The following is a 19,643-nucleotide window of genomic DNA, read 5'->3' on the forward strand; positions in this document are numbered from 1 at the left end:
TATAATTTTCCCAATACGATTGAACAAATCTTAAAAATGTGGTATACTATACCCATCTCAAGAAAAAGGAGCTGAAGACTTATGCATTTTACAATTACAGGAAGAAATATTGAGGTTACATCAGGGCTTCGTGAAGCAATTGAGGACAAGCTTGGAAAGCTGGACCGCTTCTTTGCCCCCGCTACAGAAGCAATCGTAAGACTCAGCGTGCAGAAAGATATGCAGAAAATCGAAGTTACCATTCCAGTGAAAGGACATATAATCAGAGCAGAGGAATCCAGCACAGACATGTACGTTTCCATCGATCTTGTAGAAGAGATCCTGGAACGCCAGTTGAAAAAATATAAGAATAAACTGATCGATAAAAAGCAGAATACCCCCTCCTTCTCCGCAGCTTTTATGGAAGAGGAATACCAGGCAGATGATCGTGTGGAAATTGTCAAGACAAAGAAGTTTGCAGTAAAGCCTATGGACACGGAAGAAGCATGCGTCCAGATGGAGCTTTTAGGACATAGCTTTTATGTATTCTTAAACGCAGAGACAGAAGAGGTCAATGTGGTTTATAAGAGAAAAGGCGGTTCTTACGGACTGATTGAACCGGAATTTTAAAAACTTTATGAAAAACAGCCAGGTGACGGACACCTGGCTGTTCTTTATTTTCTTCAATGGCTGCCTGTCAGATACCGTTCTACGCTGGTAATGGCATTGGCTCCGTCGGATACTGCTGTTGAAATCTGTCTAAGCTGCTTGGTGCGCACATCGCCGGCTGCGAATATTCCCGGAATATTGGTCTCGCAGTCCTCTCCTGCCCTGATGTATCCGTGATCCATTTCCACCAGGTTATCAAAGGCCTTGCTCTGGGGATTGATTCCCACTGCAATGAACACTCCGTCTACGGCCAGCTTCTGAGTCTCCTCTGTCTTTGAATTCTTTATAGTCAGGGATTCTACCTGATCACCGCCTTCAATCTCTTCCACAATCGTATCCCAGAGAATTTCCACATTTTCCTGATTAAACAACTGGGTCTGCAGGGTCTTTGCACCTCGTAACTGGTTTCTCCTATGAATTAAGTACACCTTCTTGCACATTCTGGCTAAGAAAATCGCATCCTCAATGGCAACATCTCCGCCGCCTACCACGGCTGCTACCTTGTTGCGGAAAAATGCTCCGTCACAGGTGGCACAGTAGGAAACGCCCATGCCTGCAAGCTCTTCTTCTCCTATGACACTCAGTTTCCGGTGGTGGGCACCGGTAGCAATGATGACTGTTTTGGTGGGATATATCTTTTCTTCTCCCACTACGGTAAATCCATTTTCAGAGGTTTCAATCCGAAGCACCTCATCTGTGACAAATTCTGCGCCCAGCTTCTCTGCGTGTTCCCGAAACTTCATTCCCAGGTCATATCCGTTAATTCCCGGTAAGCCGGGATAATTATCCACTTCATAAGTGTTGAGAACCTGGCCGCCGCTGGCAAGCTCCTTTTCAATTACTACCATATTAAGCTCCGCTCTCTTTCCATAAACAGCGGCAGTCAGTCCGGCCGGACCGGAGCCGATAATCACAACATCATACATTTTATTCATAGTCGTCTACCTTCTCTCTTTTATATTGATATTGGGTCTTCTATCCTCATTATATCTCATCACCCTTCAACTATGCAAGGTTCCATTGCATTCTTCCCCTTGATTTGATAAAATAAGGGTATCAATTATTGACGGAAAGGGTGATTTTATGGCTAAAAAAACAGTACTTATAACCGGCGCATCCAGAGGAATCGGAAAAGCCATTGCTGTTAAGTTCGCAAAGAAGGGATATCATGTGGTCATCAACTGTCTCCACAGTGAAGACCGCCTTCTGCAGACGAAAAAGGAGCTGGAATCCTATCAGATATCCTGTCTGGCCCACATGGGAGATATGGGAGACATGAACCAGTGCCAGGCACTCTTTGAACAGATCCGAAAGCAGTTCGGCACGCTGGATGTCCTGGTCAACAATGCAGGAATTTCCTACATCGGTTTGTTACAGGATATGAAGGACGATGCCTGGGACCGGATTATCCGCACCAACTTAACTTCCGTATTCAACTGCTGCAAGCTTGCCATCCCCGGAATGATAGAAAAGCAGCAGGGAAAGATCATCAATATCTCCTCTGTATGGGGTGTGTCCGGCGCTTCCTGCGAAGTGGCCTATTCTGCCACCAAGGGAGGGGTCAATGCATTTACAAAGGCTTTGGCAAAAGAACTGGCTCCCAGCAATATCCAGGTCAATGCCGTTGCCTGCGGCGCCATTGATACGGAAATGAACCGGTTTTTAGAGGAAGATGAGCTGATTTCCCTCATTGACGGAATTCCTGCTGGACGGCTTGGCAAGGCTGAAGAGGTAGCTGATCTGGTCTACCACCTTGGATATAAAAACTCCTATCTGACCGGACAGATCATCGGCCTTGACGGAGGCTGGATTTAATCCTCTACTAAATCATATGAAAAAGGTTCAATGCCGGACACTGTTTCCCATGCCCGGCATTGATGAAGCAAAAAAAGGTGACAGGGGGATTATATCCCGCCTGTCACTTTCCTATTTTTATCCTGTTTTTGAAGAAGTAACCCCAGCTCTTTTCTTCTCCTCTGCCTTATGTAAATACGAAGTCAGCAAAGGACAAAGAATGGCTGTTACAATGATGGCTGCCGTAATCTGTACCGTTGCAATTCCTGCCACTGCTGCCAGGGAAGGGTCAGCCGTCGCGACAGCCGCAGGTGTGGCCGCAGCATTGCCTGCAGTCGTTCCGATCCCTGCTCCCACCTCAGGATACTTCATTTTCAGAAGCTTGTAGACAAAATATCCTCCAAGGCCTGTGACAAGCGTACAAACAACCCCCAGTATAATTCCGGGAATCCCTGCCTTTAACAGATTGGAAAGATGCAGTCCTGCTCCCAGAGGAAATGCAAAAAAAGGAATCATCATAGTAGCTCCCGGTTCACAGAATTTCCTGATCTCTTCATCCAGGTTTCCCAGAATGCAGCCTATAATAATGGGAATCAGACAGCCGATCAGTACTGTAATGGGAATTGTGGCAACGCCTGCTGCACCTAAGGCCACCATAGTAAAGAAGGGACCGTCGTTGATGGACAGGATGGAGACGGCTCCTACATCTGTTGCATCTCCGTATTCACCTGCAAGAGCGGCATATAATCCTCCGTTTGAATTGGAAATCGCTCCAACAATTGCAAGGGGAGCCAGACCTAAAATACCGTTAGGGCCAAAAACCCTGCCGATTACAATGCCGATTACAATTCCTGTCAGCACTTTGGTGGCAGTCAGTACCACTCCCTTGTACAAGGGCACACCGGCTTTTTTAAAGTCAATGGTGGTAGCATTGCAGAATAAAAACACCGCTAATATGGGCATTGCCCCTGTCTTAAAAAGATTTTCCGTAAAGGTTCCCCCAAACCAGTCCCACACTCCGGTTTCAGTCATGCCTAATATGCTTTTTCCGAAAAATGTGTTGATAATTGCGCCTAATAGCAAGGGCACTACCATTAACCCGCCCGGCAATTTCTTTACTGTCTTTAATATATTCATATCCCTTCTCCTTACACTTTTAATAGTCTCAAAACATTATCCACCGTGTAACCCAGATTTTCTCTCGAAAACTTACTGCTGACTGAGAAGTCCTGAGGAAGCCGGTTTATAGGAAAGACCGCCGTCACTCCCATCTCATATGCTCTGGCAATTTCCCCATCTTCTGCTCCTCCCACAATGGCAATCAAAGGAACATTGTGTTTTTTCGTTCTTCCGGCAATGCCGATCACCACTTTTCCTCTGAGACTTTGGGAATCCAGCTTTCCTTCTCCTGTGATGACGTAAGAATCCTGACTTAAGATTTCATCAAATTTGACGGTATCCAATACGGTTTCAATTCCCATCTGCAGCTCAGAATGAAAAAATGCCACCATGCCTGCCCCCATTGCCCCGGCCGCACCTGATCCTGGGATTTTACTGACATCTTTTCCTGTGGTGCTTTCTATTACAGCGCTTAAGGACTTAAGCCCCTGATCCAGTTCTCTTACCATCTCTTCGCCGGCACCCTTTTGGGGTCCGAATATGTAGGCAGCTCCTGTTTCACCGTACATGGAGTTGTCGATGTCGCACATTGTCACAATTTCCACTTCCTGTAAAATGGGATTGATTTCATCCATGGAAATCCTGGAAATGGCGCTTAAGGTTCCGCCGGTGGGAATAAATGTCTCAGCCCTGTCATTATAAAACTTAACACCAACTGCTGCCGCTGCCCCGCAGCCTCCGTCATTGGTACAGGAGCCACCCAGGCCTATGATTATTTTCTTTGCGCCATCCTCTGCTGCCGCAAGAATCAGCTGGCCTACCCCATAGGTGGTGGTGAGCTTCGGATTTTTTCTGTCTTCCACAAGAGGAAGGCCCGCACAGGAGGCCATTTCCACAACAGCAGTTTCCCCATCGGAAAGCATTCCATAGTAGGCATCCATATCCTCAAAATAAGGATTTTTGACAGTGACTGTTTTTTTCCTGCCCCCCACAGCCGTGATAAAGGCATCTACGCTTCCCTCTCCGCCGTCTGCCACCGGTATGGCTGCCACTTCGCTGCCAGGAAAATGAACGCTGATTTTCTCTTTTATGATATTACATATTTCCCCGGAACTTAAGGTTCCTTTAAAGGAATCAGGTATCAGAATAAATTTCATATTTGCCCTCCTGCTTATTCAATAACAATGACTGATACTCCATCGGGAATCACGGTAACCTGATAATCTTCTTTTTTCACCATTTCTTTTGCCATTTCCATGGCCTCCTCCATACTGTGGGCCGGTGTCATATGCAGATCACGGACCATGTCATCGGGAGCATCGGAAACATAGATCACACGGGCCTTTAACAGCACTCTGGCAAAAATCTGGGACTGCCATTGATCAGGTATGGTTTCTTCTGCCTTTCTGTCAATAAATACCTTCATCATCTTATTTAAATCTTTTTCATCCCGGAAGGTTTCGTAAAAGACCTCTCCGCCGTGGCCGTCCACTGATTTGGCAACCATAATAATTACCCCGCCCTCTTTTACGGTGGCTTCAGCCGCAGTCATTCCCTTTACTGCCTGGTAAATATTCTGGTCAAGGGGATAGCCTCCATTGGTGGATATGACGATATCAGAAGGAACGGCATCGATCCGGCACATGCTGTTTAAAAACCCGCGGCCTTCCCGGTGGGCCAGGTCGCAGTCACCGGAGACGCATTTTATCACCTTATGCTCCGCATCAATGACTACATTGACGATAAAGTCAAGCCGTGCGGCTCTGGCTCCGTAAAGCATATCATTGTGTATGAGATTGCCCTCGATCACACCGGTTCTTGCATACCTGCTGGCAATAAAGGCAGAATTGTGATTGTACATAACGGTTTCACGGCTTGCCACTCCAGGAAGAACGCTCTTTCTTCCGCCTGAAAATCCGGCAAAGAAATGAGGCTCAATAAATCCTTCTCCAATGAGCAGGTCTGCTTCTGCTGCAATCCGGTTAATGGAAAAATTTCCTCCGGAAGGCAGTTTTCCAAAGAAAACAAGGTTTTCTTTATCATCGCAGTCGTGAATTACAATCTTTTCCCGGTCCACAATATCTTCACCGAATTTTTCTACCAGTTCATCCTTTGTTGTTCCCCTGTGCAGGCCTGTGGAAATCAGTATGGTAATATCCGCATCTTTATTTCCTTCACGGACTTCTTTCAGCAAAAGGGGCATAATCACTTTGCTGGGAACCGGCCTGGTATGATCAGAAGAAATAATAACCACCTTTTTCTTACCCGTCACCATATCTTTCAGCCTGGGAGTCCCTATGGGATTTTCCAGGGATTCCTGTACAAGGTCCTCCTGGCTCTTTTCCGCTTTATATTGATGCAGACTGGATACCAGGACCCCGGCTAAGTGCTCCTCCTCAATATTGGCTTCTATGGTTTCCTTTCCATAGGGTAAGTGAAATGTTTTCATCATACAGTCTCCTTTTCGTTTCATTTTAAAACAATTCTATCTATTAATCTGGTGGCTTTCAACTTTTTAGCTTTAAGTTTTTGTTTCACATCGAAACAATTATAGGAAACAGGCTGATTCTTAATGCATACCCGTTTTCTCTATGTTATAATTAGTTTCATATTGAAACAAAATTACATCAGAGAACTATTGGAGAAATTTATGAACCGTAAAATAAAAATTCTGGGCATTGCCCCTTACGAGGGCTTGAAAGTATTAATGGAGCAGGCGGCCTCCAAAAGAGATGATATCCAGCTTACCGCCGTAAAAGGCAACCTGGAGGAAGGAAAAAAGATTGTACAGGCCATGGGACAGGAATACGATATCATCCTGTCACGTGCAAATACTGCCGATATGATCAGGAGCGTAACCCACCTTCCTGTTATTGATATTGGGATTTCCTATTATGATGTGCTTCACTGTATCCGCCAGGCAAAAGCGACGGGAAACCCGTTTTCCATCATAGGCTTCCACGGCTTAACCTCCATTGCAAAATCACTTTGCGAGCTTATGGAATACTCCATTGAAATTATCCCTGTCCATTCTGCGGATAATGTAAAGGAGCTGTTAAAGGGGGTAAAGGAAAAAGGATATGAAACCATCGTATGCGATACGGTTCCTTATCCTTATGCAAATCTTATGGGAATCACTCCCATTCTATTGACTACGGGAATTGACAGCCTGAACACTGCCATTGACCATGCAGTAAAGCATTATATAAATGAGGCACAGTATTTGGAACAGATTTCAGTTCTGAAAAAAACAGTTTCCAGCACGGAAACATATACGGTTGTTTTTGATACGAAAAAGAAGCTTTTATTTTCTTTCAATGCCCAGCCTGACTCTGAGTCCATTCTCCAGAAAATATATAAGGCAATAGATGCTTCTCCTTGCGTAAATGCCGACTTTTTTATCAATGCCAGAGGCACTGTTTATTCCGTTCACTGCCATTATTATGGGGAGGAGAAAAATCCGTACTATATCTGTCATATCAACCCAACCGGCATCCCCATGACCTATTCCAAATACGGCATCAAGATATTAAACCGGATCAAGGCAGAGGAAATTTACAGTTCCAGCTTTTACAGCACTACAAATGCTTCAAAGGAGCTGCAAAGCAAACTGGCTCAGATCAACGAAACAAACACTCCCGTTATGATTACAGGTGAAATCGGCACTGGAAAAAACAAGGCGGCCATGCTTTTATATTCCAAAGGCCAGGATAAAAACAATCCGCTGTTTACCATCGATTGTTCCCTGTTAAATGACAGAAACTGGAATTACCTGGTTTCCAATTATAATTCTCCCTTTATGGAGAACAAGAATACCATATATATCAGCAATATAGAAAGTCTTGATGAGGCCAAGCAGCACCATCTGCTGTCCATTATGACAGATACAAACCTTCATCTGCGAAACAGGCTTATTTTATCCTGTTCCAGCGGATACAAACAGCACATTCCACACATTGCCATGCGTTTTACAAACCTGCTTAACGCCTATGTGCTCCATATGCCGTCTTTGCGGGAACAGGAAAGGGATATCCCCTCTTCTGCCACCTTATATCTGAACACGCTCAATCAGCAGCTGGGAAAACAGGTGGCCAGCATTCAGCCTCCTGCCATGGAGCTTCTTTTAGCCTATGACTGGCCCTTTAATATCATACAGTTTCAAAGAGTGCTGAAAGAGATCGTCACCTTAACCGGCACAAGCCACGTGACTCCGGAAGTGGTGAGCCAGGTTCTGGAACAGGAAGCCAGGTTTGTTATTTCAAAGAGTCTTGAAAGCGATATTCCTATGGCGGGACAAAAGTCCGAAAGCATAAGCCCTGTAAATTTGAGCCAGCCCCTGCATTTTATTATAAGGGATATTGTGGAATACACGTTGGACAAGTGCAATGGAAATCAGAGCGCTGCCGCAAAAAAATTGGGCATCGGAAGAACCACTTTATGGCGGTATTTAAATCATGATAAGTAAAGGACATAAAAAGGGCTGCTGCAAAAAGATTGATCTTCTTTTTGCGGCAGCCCTGCCTGTTTTCTTAAGCTCCTGGTTTTTCTACCTGAACAATGGCAGATTTCTGCATAGGAATTCTGCAGTTCTTATTATTACCGAATTCAACAATAACTGTGTCATCTGTCATGTCGATGATCACACCGTAAAAACCGCTGGAAGTCAGAACGCTGTCTCCGATGGCGATGCTTGCAAACATCTCCTGCTGTTTCTTCTTTTCCTTTTTCTGCGGTCTGATTGCGATAAAATACATGAAGCCAAAGATCACTACGATATAAATTACCCAGAAACCTATGCCCATATTGCCGCTGTTTACTGCTGATAACATAACATGTCCTCCTTATAATCAATCCGCCCTTTATGGCCTGGAGCCTGCTGCCATGCCTGCCAGCTTTTGCTCTTTATATTCTCCATACCGATGGTTCTCAATTGCCTCGCGGATCTCTTCCATCATTGTATTATAAAAATACAGATTATGCAAGACACATAATCTCATGCCAAGCATTTCTTTTGCCTTTAAAAGGTGTCTGATATAGGCTCTGCTGTAGGAACGGCAGGCCGGGCACTGACATCCTTCTTCAATAGGCTTGTGGTCCAGTTCATACTTGGTGTTGAATAAATTTAACTTTCCCTGATTGGTATATACATGACCGTGACGGCCGTTTCTGGAAGGATAGACGCAGTCAAAGAAGTCCACTCCCCGGTCCACTGCCTCCAATATATTGGCAGGGGTTCCCACTCCCATCAAATAGGTGGGCTTCTCCTCCGGCAGATAAGGAACGGTTTCATCTAAAATCCGGTACATCTCCTCATGGCTTTCCCCTACGGCCAGTCCGCCCAGGGCATATCCGTCTAAATCCATAGCTGATATGGTCTTTGCATGGGCGATCCGAATGTCTTCAAAGGTTCCGCCCTGATTGATGCCGAATAAAAGCTGTTCCCGGTTTAAGGTCTCAGGCAGGGAGTTGAGCCTTGCCATCTCAGCCTTGCTCCGCTCCAGCCATCTGGTGGTGCGGTCCACGCTGTTTTGCATGTATTCCCTGGTGGCCGGGTGAGGGGGACATTCGTCAAATGCCATGGCTATGGTGGAAGCCAGGTTGGACTGAATCTGCATGCTCTCCTCAGGACCCATGAAAATCTTATGTCCGTCTATATGGGACTGGAAGTAAACGCCCTCCTCCTTGATCTTTCTCAGGCCTGTCAGGGAAAAGACCTGAAAGCCTCCTGAGTCGGTGAGAATGGGACGGTCCCAGTTCATAAATTTATGAAGGCCGCCAAATTCCCTGATCAGCTTATCCCCGGTACGCACATGAAGATGATAGGTGTTGGAAAGCTGTACCTGGGTTTTGATCTGGCGCAGATCGTCGGTGGAAACAGCCCCTTTGATGGCTGCCACTGTTCCTACGTTCATAAATACCGGAGTCTGTATGGTGCCATGGACCGTGGTAACCTCCGCCCGCTTTGCACGTCCATCCTTTGCAATGATTTTATATTTCATTTACAATTCCCTTCTTTTTGCGTCCTAATGAATCTGCCTCAATCCTCAGCCATAGCGGCTTTGATCATAATAGCGCACTCAATCCGTTTCTTCTGCATTTCGCAGCCAATGTCATAGGCATCTGTCAGCTTACCGTGGAAGTTGTAGGAGTTGGCCGCACATCCTCCGCTGCAGTAAAACCTTGCAAAGCAGTCCCTGCACTTATCCTTTGCATAGACGTTGCAGAGCTTGAATTCGTCTCTTAAGTCTGTCTTGGTGACGCCTGTGTCCACATTTCCCATAAGGAATTCTTCCTCGCCTACGAACTGGTGGCATGGGTATAAATCACCCCATGGAGTCACAGCCAGGTATTCGGTTCCTGAACCGCAGCCTGACAAACGCTTTGCCACACAGGGGCCTTGGGTCAAGTCAATATTAAAATGGAAGAAATTAAAGCCTTTTCCTTCCTTCTGGCGCTTGATGTATTCCACTGCCAGCTTGTCGTACTCATCCATGATGCGGGAAAGGTCTTCTTCCCTGATGGCGTATTCCTCTTCAGGCTGGGCTACAACAGGCTCAATGGACATGCTGGAAAAACCTAAGTCTGCAAACTCCAGAACATCCTTTGCAAAGTCCATGTTGTTTCGGGTAAAGGTTCCTCTGATGTAGTGGTCTTTCCCTTCTCTTAACTCGGCAAATTTCTGGAACTTGGGAACGATCAGGTCATAGCTGCCTTTTCCGTTGCGGAAGGGGCGCATCTTGTCGTTGACTTCTTTTCTGCCGTCAAGACTTAAGACCACATTGCTCATTTCCCGGTTGCAGAACTCCATGATCTCGTCATTGAGCAGTACGCCGTTGGTGGTCATGGTGAAACGGAAGTTCTTATTATATTCTGCCTCTTTAGAGCGTCCGTATGCAACAAGCTGCTTTACTACCTCCCAATTCATAAGAGGCTCACCGCCGAAAAAGTCCACTTCCAGGTTTCTTCTGTTGCCGGAATTGGCAATGAGAAAATCGAGAGCCTTTTTGCCCACTTCAAAGGACATGAGGGCTCTTCTGCCGTGGTACTCTCCTTCTTCTGCAAAGCAGTAGCGGCAGGCTAAGTTACAGTCATGGGCAATGTGGAGGCAGAGGGCCTTTACCACGGTTTCCCGTTTTTTGAAATCGATGATATAATCGTGGTAGGTATCTTTTGTAAACAGCTCTCCTGCCTGGATCAAGTACTGGATTTCCTCTAAGGCTTCCCTTACCTCTGACTCTCCGTACTTGGGAGAAAGACGGTCAAGGACTGCTTCCTCCACTTCTTTTTTAAGGGCTTCCGGCTCTTCCATATCCGGCACCATGGCAGAGGCGATCTCTACGGCCTCATACATAACCGGGTCTACAGAGTGGACGGAACCGCTGTTGACATCCATAACGATATGGAAGCCATTGTTCATATATTGATGAATCACTTATATTCTCCTTTACGATGACAAGCGAATAACCCCTACCGTCATAGGACCGTAGGGGCATCTGCTTACCTGCTTTCAGTTGTTCTATACAGTTTGTCAAGCGGATATCTGCAATCCGCTCCGCTGCTTCAATTAAACTAACGGTTGCTGTTTTCGCAGCTCTGGTTTCCTACTGTACAGGATGTTTTGCAGGCTGACTGGCAGGAAGTCTGGCATTCGCCGCAGCCGCCTTTTTTCATAGATTCTTTTAATGTACTGGAATTTAATGTCTTCACGTGTTTCATGTACTTACACCTCCTGTATGTCCTGATTCTTTGAGATTATACCATATGTTTTCGGTCAGCGCAAGATATTTCCCCCTCTCATAGGAATGATTAGAATATCCTCCCATACCATAGAATATACTGAACCATAAGACAAGATATAAGGAGTAATCGGATGGAAAAATCAAAGCTTCAGGTCACACTCAGAAACCTGCTCATCACTTACATACTGACCGGAATTCTGCTGGTGGTCCTGGCCTTCGCACTTTATAGATTCCGTTTGAAGGAAGGTCAGATCCGCTTGGGAGTCAATGCGGTTTATGTGATCACCTGCCTTTTAGGCGGCATCTTAATGGGAAAAAGCATACGGCAAAGACGGTTCTTCTGGGGTCTTCTGCTGGGGCTTACTTACTTCCTGGTGCTCTTAGGTGTTTCCTATTTCCTCAACAAAGGGCTGACCGGGTCTGTGAACCAGATATTGACCACCATGGCCATCTGCGCTGCCAGCGGAACGGCGGGGGGAATGCTCAGTTAAAGGAAAAAGCAAGCGTACTGATCCATTGTACGCTTGCTTTTCTGATTTATTTCACAATACGGACCCGTTTAGAAATGTCTTCTTTCTCCTTTGGTCCCGGCTCTTCCACAATGCCTCCAAAGGGCATCTGGGCGATGAGCTGATAGCTTTCCGGAACGTCAAACAGTTCCCGGATCTTCTGGTCAATCACCGGGTTGTAATGCTGCAGGGAAGCGCCGATTCCCAGTTCCCGCAGTCCGCTCCAAATGCTGATCTGCAGCATGGCATTGGCCTGAAGGGCCCAGACCGGGAAATTACCTGCATACAGGGGGAACTGGTCCTGAAGGCCTTTTACCACTGCCTGGTCATAGAAATAAAGAACGGTTCCTGCCCCTGCCTTAAAGCTGTCAGTTTTGTCCTTAGGAATCTGACCGCCGAAAACCTCGTAAATGGAATCCCATAACAAATCCTGTTTTTCTCCCAAGGCCACCACAAGGCGGGAGCTTTTCATGTTAAATGCGTCGGGCACCAGCTCCGTCAGTGTTTCAATTCTCTTTGTCACTTCTTCCATGGAAACGGGAAGTTCCCTGTTAATATTATAATAGCTTCTTCTCTTTTCTAACGCTTCTATTATTCCCATATAAAAATCCTCCTGATCATTTCAAAGTTTTATTTGTCTTCATATGAAATTTCTTTCTGCAGAAATGTCCCCTGCTCCAGATCCTGAAATGCTTTCTGCAATTCTGCCTTCGTGTTCATAACAATGGGACCGCCCCATGCAACAGGCTCTTCCAACAGCTTTGAGCTGACAAACAGCACCTGAGTATGGGCACCACTGCTTTTTATCTCTACCTGGCTGCCTGATGTAAGTTTTGCTGCTGTCTTTTCTTCCACCAGTGTCCCTCCAACAATAGCTTCTCCCAATAAGGTGAAAATCATAACTGACCGCTTAGGGTCCGTATCAATCACAATGGAGGCACCAGGCTCCAAGTGGATGTCGTAGTAGTCAAGAGGCAGATATTTGCTTTCATATCCTTTGCTCTCTTTATATTGTCCGGCAAGAAGCCTTAATTTTCCGTTTTCAAAATGGATTTCTTCTATATCGGCGTTCTTAATACTGTGGTAAGAAGGGGCAGTCATCTTATCCTTTGCCGGCAGATTCAGCCAAAGCTGGACTCCAAGCATTCGCTCTGAGGGCGGCAGCTTCTCTTCATGAAGGATGCCGGAACCTGCTGTCATCCACTGAACCTCTCCATCGGAAATGGAATCTTCATTTCCCAGACTGTCCTTATGGACCATGGTTCCCCGATATACATAGCTGATGGTTTCAATTCCTCTATGAGGGTGTAAGGGGAAGCCGGCAACGTAATCGTCGGGGTTGGTGCTGTCAAAGGAATCCAGCATGAGAATAGGATCGTACTCTTCCACGGTTTTATGACCTAATACTCTGACCAGATTCACACCTGCACCGTCCTGGGTTTTAAAACCTTTTACCTGTCTCTTAATTGTCCTCTCCATGTTTTATCTCTCCAAATTTTTTTAATAAAGCAGCCAACTGTTCTTTTTCTTCTTCTGTCCAACCGGACATTAACTCTATAATCCTGGCCTCATTCCGGGGATAGACCTGACCAATCAGCTCCTGCCCCTGTTCTGTAATGTGCAAAATGCATCGCCTTTTGTCATTGCTGTCTGTTTTTCTTACCAGGTATCCTCTTTTTTCAAGATTATTTACAATAAGAGGAATGGTTCCACTGGAACTCAGTATCTTTTCCTGGACCTGGCCCACAGTCATATCTCCTTTGTGGTACAATGCCTCCAGCACTGCAAATTGTCCCATAGTAAGCTGGTACTCTGAGAAAATTCGAACCGACTGCCGGTCAATGTAATTGACAGCCCGATGGAGGCCAATTAATATCTTAAGCTCCTTCTTTGCCATCTCTCCTCCTTCATTATCTCTACATAGATATATATTACACTATGTAGAGATAATTTGCAACAATTTTTATTATTTAAGTTTTTTATTTGTATGTGTTTGTATCTCAGTAAAGGGGACATCCATCCCATGACCGTCCCGAAGCCGCTTTAATAAAATCTGGTATACTCCTCTTCTGCGGAGAAATCACCTTTTTATTTATAAAAAATCAGGCAGCATAGTCTGCCTACGCCGCCTGATTTTATCGATCTTTAAATGCCCGGATTACTTCCACTGCTGCAAAAATGGCAGCTCCCAGAAAGATAAAGATATCTCCTAAGTTAAATATAACCTTTTTCAGCCTTCCAAACTGGAGGCTGAAATAATCTACCACATAGCTGCGAACCAGCCTGTCATATAAATTGCTGGCAGCACCGCCCAAAACAAGGGACAGAGCCAGCTTTTCTGCATGTCTTCCTTTTCCTTGAAGCAGACAGACCTGTATTCCTGCCACAAAGGAAGCCACTGCAAGAGGAAGCATTTGTACAAGAGATTGTTTTTCTTTTAAATAGCCAAAAGGAAAACCGGCATTGTGGCTTTTATGAAGCAGAATCTTTCCCTTGCTCCCCTCCAGCTCTTTTGGAAAATTATCTTCATCTTGTTCCTCAATGGCATTTTTTATAATAAGATCCAGGGCTGCCAGCAATGCAGTAAGACCCATATATATCATAAAATCCCTCCTTTTGTTTCTATTATCTCCACCTTACCCTTACTTTTATCCTTTACATTGGCAATCAGCCTCGCATTTGAATAAAAGGACCTCCGTTTTTATCAAGGTAAGCTCTCGTTATAACCACCGAACCGATATTGGCATCCTTGGGAATCTCATACATAATATCCAGCATAAAACTTTCGATAATGGCCCGTAAAGCTCTGGCTCCCGTCTTTTTCTTAAGAGCCTCCTCTGCGATCCACTCCAGGGCATCATCCTCAAATACCAGGTTGACCTCATCCAGCTCCAAAAGCTTTTTATACTGCTTTAAAATGGCGTTCTTCGGCTCTTTTAAGACCCGGATCATCAAATCCCTGCCTAAAGACTCCAGGGTTACGGTTATGGGAAGACGGCCTAAAAACTCAGGAATCATGCCGAACTTTCTCAAATCTTCGTTGGTCACCTTTGTCAGGATATTAGAATCCTTCTCATGCTCATCCTTTAGCTCTGCAGAAAAGCCCATGGAGGACTTTTCCTTCAGCCTTTCCTTTATAATGTCTTCCATATCAGGGAAGGCACCGCCGCAGATGAACAGGATGTTTTCTGTACTGACAGAGGTCATGGGGGTTAATGCGTTTTTCTGATTGGAGCCTACGGGCACCTCTACTGTGCTGCCCTCCAGAAGCTTTAAAAGCTCCTGCTGGACCGACTCCCCGCTCACATCCCTGCTGCTGGTGCTCTTTTTCTTGGCAATCTTATCGATTTCATCGATGAATACAATGCCCCGCTCCGCCTTATCCACATCATTGCCTGCTGCGGATAAAAGCTTGGATATGACGCTTTCAATATCATCGCCTATGTAGCCTGCCTCTGTTAGGGAGGTGGCATCGGCGATAGCCAGAGGTACGTCTAAAAGCTTTGCCAGGGTTTTTACCAGATAGGTCTTTCCGCTGCCTGTGGGACCGATCATCAGGATGTTGGATTTTTCAATCTGTACATCTCCTTCTGCTTCCTTCTGGCCGGCAGAAAGGTAAACCCTTTTATAATGATTATAAACTGCTACGGAAATCACTTTTTTTGCCTGTTCCTGGCCAATGATATAATCATCCAGCTTCTGCTTGATGATATGGGGGGCAGGTATATCCTTCCGGTCCAGCTCAGGCTTTGGTTCCTTGGCCGTTCTCTTTTTGATCTTCTGTCTGTTTGGTATCTCTATATCCTGAGGGTTTAAGTTCCCTAAGTCACTTAAGTTTAAATTCATGTAAGGCATGTTCTGGATCTTGGATAAATCAAATCCTCCCTGGCTTACGGAATCAAAAGCCTTCTGCATACAGTCATGGCATAAATTCATGCCCACCGGCATGGAAACCATGGGGCCTGCCACATGCTCCGGTCTCCGGCAGACGTAGCAGACTTTTTCGTATTCCTCATCTTCTTTTTTCTTTTTATCACCGTCTGAGACGGAAGCTGCTTTGCTTTCTTCCTCCTCAGACGAAATATATTTATCGTCCAAACTGTAATCTCCTTTTGTGTATCATAATCAACTGTGTACCAGACTATTATAATTCATTTAAGAGCCTTGTACAAGTATTGCCAGGCACTTTAGACTTTTTTAATCAGTACTGGGTTACACTTCATTCCTGGCCCAAGATTAACATAAACCTCCAAAAAAAGCCTGCCGAACATTCGGCAGGCTAAGGATTGTCTTTGATTAATACTTGCTAAAGGCCATGGAAAAGTCTCCATAGGAAGGAGCGGGTGCCGGGCTGCTCTGTTCAAAGGTATAGGCTTCACTATAAGCGGATTGCCTCAGTTTGAACTGCTCAACAATGCCGTTCATCAAAACTGCCTGTGCCGACATCTCCTCAGAAGCAGAGGCGGACTGCTCAGCAGTGGCGGAATTGGCCTGTACCACGGAGGAAATCTGATCCATTCCCCGGTTTATCTCAACAATAGAGGACAACTGGTTCTCCAGGGATTTTGACATCTCCCTGATAAGATCAGCATTTTCCTTTGTGGTCACGCTCACGGCCTGCAGGCTTTCATTGGTTTTGTCCATGATCCGGCTGCCTTCGTTCACGCGCTGTGTACTGCCCTCAATGAGTCCGGCAGTCTCTTTTGCAGCCTCCGCACTCTTGGAAGCAAGACTGCGTACTTCATTAGCCACCACCGCAAAGCCCTTTCCTTGCTGGCCGGCCCGTGCTGCCTCCACTGCTGCGTTCAGTGCCAGGATATTAGTCTGGAACGCAATGTCATCGATTACCTTAATGACCCGGGTAATATCTCTTGAGCTCTCGCCGATGGATTGCATTGCTTCCGTCATTTGCCGCATGGAGTCCATACTGATGTCCACCAAGGACACAGCCGTGTTGCAATTTTCCAGAGCTTTTTCAGAACGCTTCGCATTTTCATCCACCTGCTGCCTCACTTCGGTGACGGAAGCAGTGAGCTCCTGGACATCGGCGGCCTGTTCGCTGGAACCTGTTGCCAATTCCTGAGCGCTCTGGGACACCTGCCCTGCCCCGGACGATACCTGCTCCGAAGCGGTTTTTATTTCCCCAAACATGGAATTGAGGTTGCCGACCATTTTGTTAATGGAAAGCCCCATTGTGTCACGTTCTGACAATAGCGGCATCTCAGAGGTCAGATCGCCGCCTGCGACTGTTCCCAGAGCCTCACCCACTGTTACGAGGCGGCGTACCATTGTGAGAAGCATCTCCACAGATTCACCGATTTCATCTTTAATCTCCGCGTATTCCTCAGTCTGCCTGTACTCGGCGTCAGAAAACTCCAGATCTCCCTGGGTGCCGATACGGGAAAGCACATCCTTCATAAATACAGCGGGCCTGCTGACAAGATTGGCTATGTACAGGCCAAGAGTCAGGGCGATGGACGCCGAAAGGAGAAGTATGATGATCTCAGCTATTATCATGGTGTAGCTTAATCTCGTGTTGCCGGCCGCTATTTGCTTTGCAGCCTGACTGTTATATTCCACTCTGTCCATGATGAGATCGCTCAACTGCTCCAGATGACCGGCAGATGCGTCCAGTGCCGCCTTGGCCCCCTCCATGTCATTCTTTGCGCTGGCGGCGCTGACCTCCGGAATCACATGGCCCAGCACATTCTCGTTGTACAAGGATTTGATCTGATCGAATATCTTCTGATCCTCCTGGTCGGATATGGTTGCCTGATAACTGTCTTCATACGTTCCAAATTTACTGGTGATCTCCTTTATTGCCTGTTCACTGGCAGTATAATGGGGGTCACCGGGTCCGTATATCGCCATAGACCTGAGATGCATACGCAGCGAAGTTACGGCGTTGTTCATATCACCCATTGCTTCAGTTCCAAGAAGGTTTTCCTCATAAAGCCTGGTGTCTGCCTTGCTTATACGCAGCATTCCGAAAATGCCGACCATGCCGACTATAACGGACAGCAGGACTACCATGGAAAAACTTACAATCAGCTTTGCTTTTATCTTCATGTTTTTCATTTTATAAATCTCCCTCATAAGTATTTTTTCTTTATGGCCCTCTCGCCATGATCGGACGGAGATACCAAATTTTTAATCCGTTCACATAAATTAATAATAGTAATTAATACTATAAAGAGACTACTACATAGTTTGTTCAAAGTCAAGTGCTTTTTTCGCAGCTTTTCACTGATTTGCAAGTTTTCTTCTTGAATTATCACAAAAAACGGCAGTACATATATTTCTACATGTACTGCCATTACATAAACGGATTGAGGAGCTTAATATATTCATTTATTTGTCCGTCATTACTGCTGAGAGGTCTCTACGGGTCTGCTTCCAAGAACCAGACTGATCTCTTTTTCTATATACTGGCCGTTCTCAAGGGACTGGACCGTAAGGGTTACAGTGGTTCCACCCTCGTAGTATTTCAGCATGTTGGTCAGGTCATCATAGGTTCTGATGCTCTGGCCGTCAAATTTCGTAATGATATCCTTTTCTCTTAAATCCGACTTGGAGGCTGCTCCGCCTTCTACGATCTTATAGATAAATACGCCCTGAGGCATGCCAAGCTGCTGGCTTGTGACGCTGTCGATATTCTTGCACTGGACTCCCAAATAACCCTGTTTATCACTTGCAACCTGGGTTCTGGTCTTCTTTGTCATCAGATTGTCAATAATATCCTGGGCCTTGGAAATGGGAATGGCATAGCCGATGCCTTCCACATCTGTGGAGGAATATTTGGCTGAGTTAATGCCGATAACCTGGCCCTGCATATTTAAAAGAGCGCCGCCGCTGTTGCCCGGATTAATGGCCGCATCGGTCTGAATTAAGTCCTGATTGACGCCGCTGTCAGTCTGGATAGAACGGTTTAATGCGCTGACATAGCCTACTGTAACGGACTGTCCGTAACCAAGGGCATTGCCGATGGCTACCACTCCCTGGCCTACCTTTAAATCATCAGAGCTTCCAAGGGAGGCAACGGCGATCTGGCTCAGGGTTTCAGCGGGAATATTATTCAAAGGGATTGCAATGACAGCTAAATCGCTGTCTGCATCGGTTCCCTTAATGGCTGCATCTACAGCCGTCTCATCAATGAAGGTAACCTTTAACTGGTCTGCGCCCTGCACCACATGGTTATTGGTCACAATCAAAAGCTCCTCGTCATTCTTTCCTACAACAAATCCGGAACCACTGCCCACTCCTTCTCTCTGCATGGGGCCGAACCAGGTCTGGCTCTCATAAAGAACCTTGCTGGTAATGGCAACTACCGATGGCATGGAGCTATCTACAATGGCGGAAACATCATTTCCTGCAAAAGCACTTCCTCCGGCGCTGGCAGGTTTAGCTCCTTCAGGAGCTGTTACGGAAGGAAGGGTTTCAACCTTGCTGATCTCCACGGATTTGTTATTGATATAGGAGCCTGCGGCCAGGTTGATTCCTACCATAGTTCCTCCGGCCACTACGCCAAAGACCAGGGCTCCGGCCACAATTCCGGCTGCCTTCTTTACAAAACCTCCCTTTCTTTTGGGCGGTTCTTCTGAATAGTAGTTTTCCTGTGCTGTCTGGCGGTACTGGTATTCCTGATAGTGGGGAACCTCCCGGGATTGTCTGGACTCCTCCGGATCAGGGTCTCTCATAATAAAATTAGTGGTAATCGCTTCTTCTTTATAATCTCCAGGGTTCATTCCGCCTGTTTTGTTGTTATCTTCTTCGTTATACATAAGCTTAATCTCCTTTCATGTATATTTGTATTTCTTTGTTAATGAAAGTTTAC

19 protein-coding genes are annotated in these 19,643 nt (G+C 46.0%); 4 read left to right on the forward strand and 15 right to left on the reverse strand.

Translation table 11 applies throughout. The features are described 5' to 3' along the window. Positions 1 to 81: 81 nt before the first annotated feature. The gene (gene hpf, locus V7M78_RS18510; RefSeq protein ID WP_333651849.1) at positions 82 to 609 is read left to right on the forward strand and encodes a ribosome hibernation-promoting factor, HPF/YfiA family; all 528 of its coding nucleotides are present in this window, start codon (positions 82 to 84) and stop codon (positions 607 to 609) included. A gap of 53 nt (positions 610 to 662) precedes the next feature. Here hpf and trxB read toward each other — a convergent pair whose 3' ends face one another. After that, on the reverse strand, positions 663 to 1,583 hold the full coding sequence (gene trxB, locus V7M78_RS18515; protein WP_333651850.1) for a thioredoxin-disulfide reductase: 921 nt from the start codon (positions 1,581 to 1,583) through the stop codon (positions 663 to 665). A gap of 148 nt (positions 1,584 to 1,731) precedes the next feature. Here trxB and ymfI point away from each other — a divergent pair, with 148 nt between their 5' ends. Then, positions 1,732 to 2,463, forward strand: coding sequence for an elongation factor P 5-aminopentanone reductase (gene ymfI, locus V7M78_RS18520; protein WP_333651851.1), 732 nt, complete (start codon positions 1,732 to 1,734; stop codon positions 2,461 to 2,463). Positions 2,464 to 2,580: 117 nt separating this feature from the next. Here the strand turns inward: ymfI and V7M78_RS18525 are convergent, their stop codons facing one another. Genes V7M78_RS18525 through larA form a run of 3 tightly spaced genes read right to left on the reverse strand, consistent with a single transcriptional unit; the run spans position 2,581 to position 6,010 of the window. Beyond that, positions 2,581 to 3,579, reverse strand: coding sequence for a 2-keto-3-deoxygluconate permease (locus tag V7M78_RS18525; RefSeq protein ID WP_333651852.1), 999 nt, complete (start codon positions 3,577 to 3,579; stop codon positions 2,581 to 2,583). Between the two features lie 11 nt (positions 3,580 to 3,590). Next, complete coding sequence (locus tag V7M78_RS18530; protein ID WP_333651853.1) at positions 3,591 to 4,718, reverse strand: glycerate kinase family protein; 1,128 nt, start codon at positions 4,716 to 4,718, stop codon at positions 3,591 to 3,593. Between the two features lie 14 nt (positions 4,719 to 4,732). Next, entirely contained in the window at positions 4,733 to 6,010 is a 1,278-nt protein-coding gene (gene larA / locus V7M78_RS18535) for a nickel-dependent lactate racemase (protein WP_333651881.1), read from the reverse strand. Between the two features lie 201 nt (positions 6,011 to 6,211). Here larA and V7M78_RS18540 point away from each other — a divergent pair, with 201 nt between their 5' ends. Beyond that, positions 6,212 to 8,026 (forward strand): sigma-54-dependent transcriptional regulator, encoded by a 1,815-nt coding sequence (locus V7M78_RS18540; protein ID WP_333651854.1) that lies wholly within the window; start codon positions 6,212 to 6,214, stop codon positions 8,024 to 8,026. Between the two features lie 64 nt (positions 8,027 to 8,090). On the opposite strand, the gene yajC is transcribed toward V7M78_RS18540, so the two are convergent. The 4 genes from yajC to scfA all read right to left on the reverse strand — a co-directional run bounded on the left by yajC (position 8,091) and on the right by scfA (position 11,277). After that, positions 8,091 to 8,363, reverse strand: coding sequence for a preprotein translocase subunit YajC (gene yajC / locus V7M78_RS18545; RefSeq protein ID WP_333651882.1), 273 nt, complete (start codon positions 8,361 to 8,363; stop codon positions 8,091 to 8,093). A gap of 57 nt (positions 8,364 to 8,420) precedes the next feature. Then, positions 8,421 to 9,560 carry a tRNA guanosine(34) transglycosylase Tgt gene (gene tgt, locus V7M78_RS18550; RefSeq protein ID WP_333651855.1) on the reverse strand — a complete coding sequence of 380 codons (1,140 nt, stop codon included), beginning with the start codon at positions 9,558 to 9,560 and terminating at the stop codon, positions 8,421 to 8,423. Between the two features lie 38 nt (positions 9,561 to 9,598). Next, complete coding sequence (gene scfB, locus V7M78_RS18555) at positions 9,599 to 10,993, reverse strand: thioether cross-link-forming SCIFF peptide maturase (RefSeq protein WP_333651856.1); 1,395 nt, start codon at positions 10,991 to 10,993, stop codon at positions 9,599 to 9,601. 137 nt (positions 10,994 to 11,130) lie between these two features. Beyond that, positions 11,131 to 11,277 carry a six-cysteine ranthipeptide SCIFF gene (gene scfA / locus V7M78_RS18560; protein WP_002601553.1) on the reverse strand — a complete coding sequence of 49 codons (147 nt, stop codon included), beginning with the start codon at positions 11,275 to 11,277 and terminating at the stop codon, positions 11,131 to 11,133. Positions 11,278 to 11,431: 154 nt separating this feature from the next. On the opposite strand from scfA, the gene V7M78_RS18565 reads away from it, so the two are divergent. Next, positions 11,432 to 11,791, forward strand: coding sequence for a TIGR04086 family membrane protein (locus V7M78_RS18565; RefSeq protein ID WP_333651857.1), 360 nt, complete (start codon positions 11,432 to 11,434; stop codon positions 11,789 to 11,791). A 46-nt stretch (positions 11,792 to 11,837) separates the two neighbouring features. Here the strand turns inward: V7M78_RS18565 and V7M78_RS18570 are convergent, their stop codons facing one another. The 7 genes from V7M78_RS18570 to V7M78_RS18600 form a co-directional block, all read right to left on the reverse strand. After that, on the reverse strand, positions 11,838 to 12,410 hold the full coding sequence (locus tag V7M78_RS18570) for a nitroreductase family protein (protein ID WP_333651858.1): 573 nt from the start codon (positions 12,408 to 12,410) through the stop codon (positions 11,838 to 11,840). A gap of 29 nt (positions 12,411 to 12,439) precedes the next feature. Next, entirely contained in the window at positions 12,440 to 13,288 is an 849-nt protein-coding gene (locus V7M78_RS18575) for a pirin family protein (protein ID WP_333651859.1), read from the reverse strand. Then, positions 13,272 to 13,706, reverse strand: coding sequence for a MarR family winged helix-turn-helix transcriptional regulator (locus tag V7M78_RS18580; protein ID WP_333651860.1), 435 nt, complete (start codon positions 13,704 to 13,706; stop codon positions 13,272 to 13,274). The genes V7M78_RS18575 and V7M78_RS18580 overlap by 17 nt, the downstream gene beginning before the upstream one ends. 238 nt (positions 13,707 to 13,944) lie before the next feature. Beyond that, positions 13,945 to 14,412, reverse strand: coding sequence for a signal peptidase II (locus V7M78_RS18585; protein WP_333651861.1), 468 nt, complete (start codon positions 14,410 to 14,412; stop codon positions 13,945 to 13,947). A gap of 64 nt (positions 14,413 to 14,476) precedes the next feature. Next, positions 14,477 to 15,892: an ATP-dependent Clp protease ATP-binding subunit ClpX gene (clpX, locus tag V7M78_RS18590; protein ID WP_333651883.1), complete on the reverse strand. Its 1,416-nt coding sequence runs from the start codon at positions 15,890 to 15,892 to the stop codon at positions 14,477 to 14,479. A gap of 213 nt (positions 15,893 to 16,105) precedes the next feature. Then, on the reverse strand, positions 16,106 to 17,887 hold the full coding sequence (locus V7M78_RS18595) for a HAMP domain-containing methyl-accepting chemotaxis protein (RefSeq protein WP_333651862.1): 1,782 nt from the start codon (positions 17,885 to 17,887) through the stop codon (positions 16,106 to 16,108). Positions 17,888 to 18,174: 287 nt separating this feature from the next. Beyond that, positions 18,175 to 19,506 (reverse strand): S1C family serine protease, encoded by a 1,332-nt coding sequence (locus V7M78_RS18600; protein ID WP_442914677.1) that lies wholly within the window; start codon positions 19,504 to 19,506, stop codon positions 18,175 to 18,177. Positions 19,507 to 19,643 lie beyond the last annotated feature (137 nt).

It is taken from the genome of Lacrimispora sp. (assembly GCF_036758025.1).
Classification (GTDB): Bacteria; Bacillota; Clostridia; order Lachnospirales; family Lachnospiraceae; genus Lacrimispora.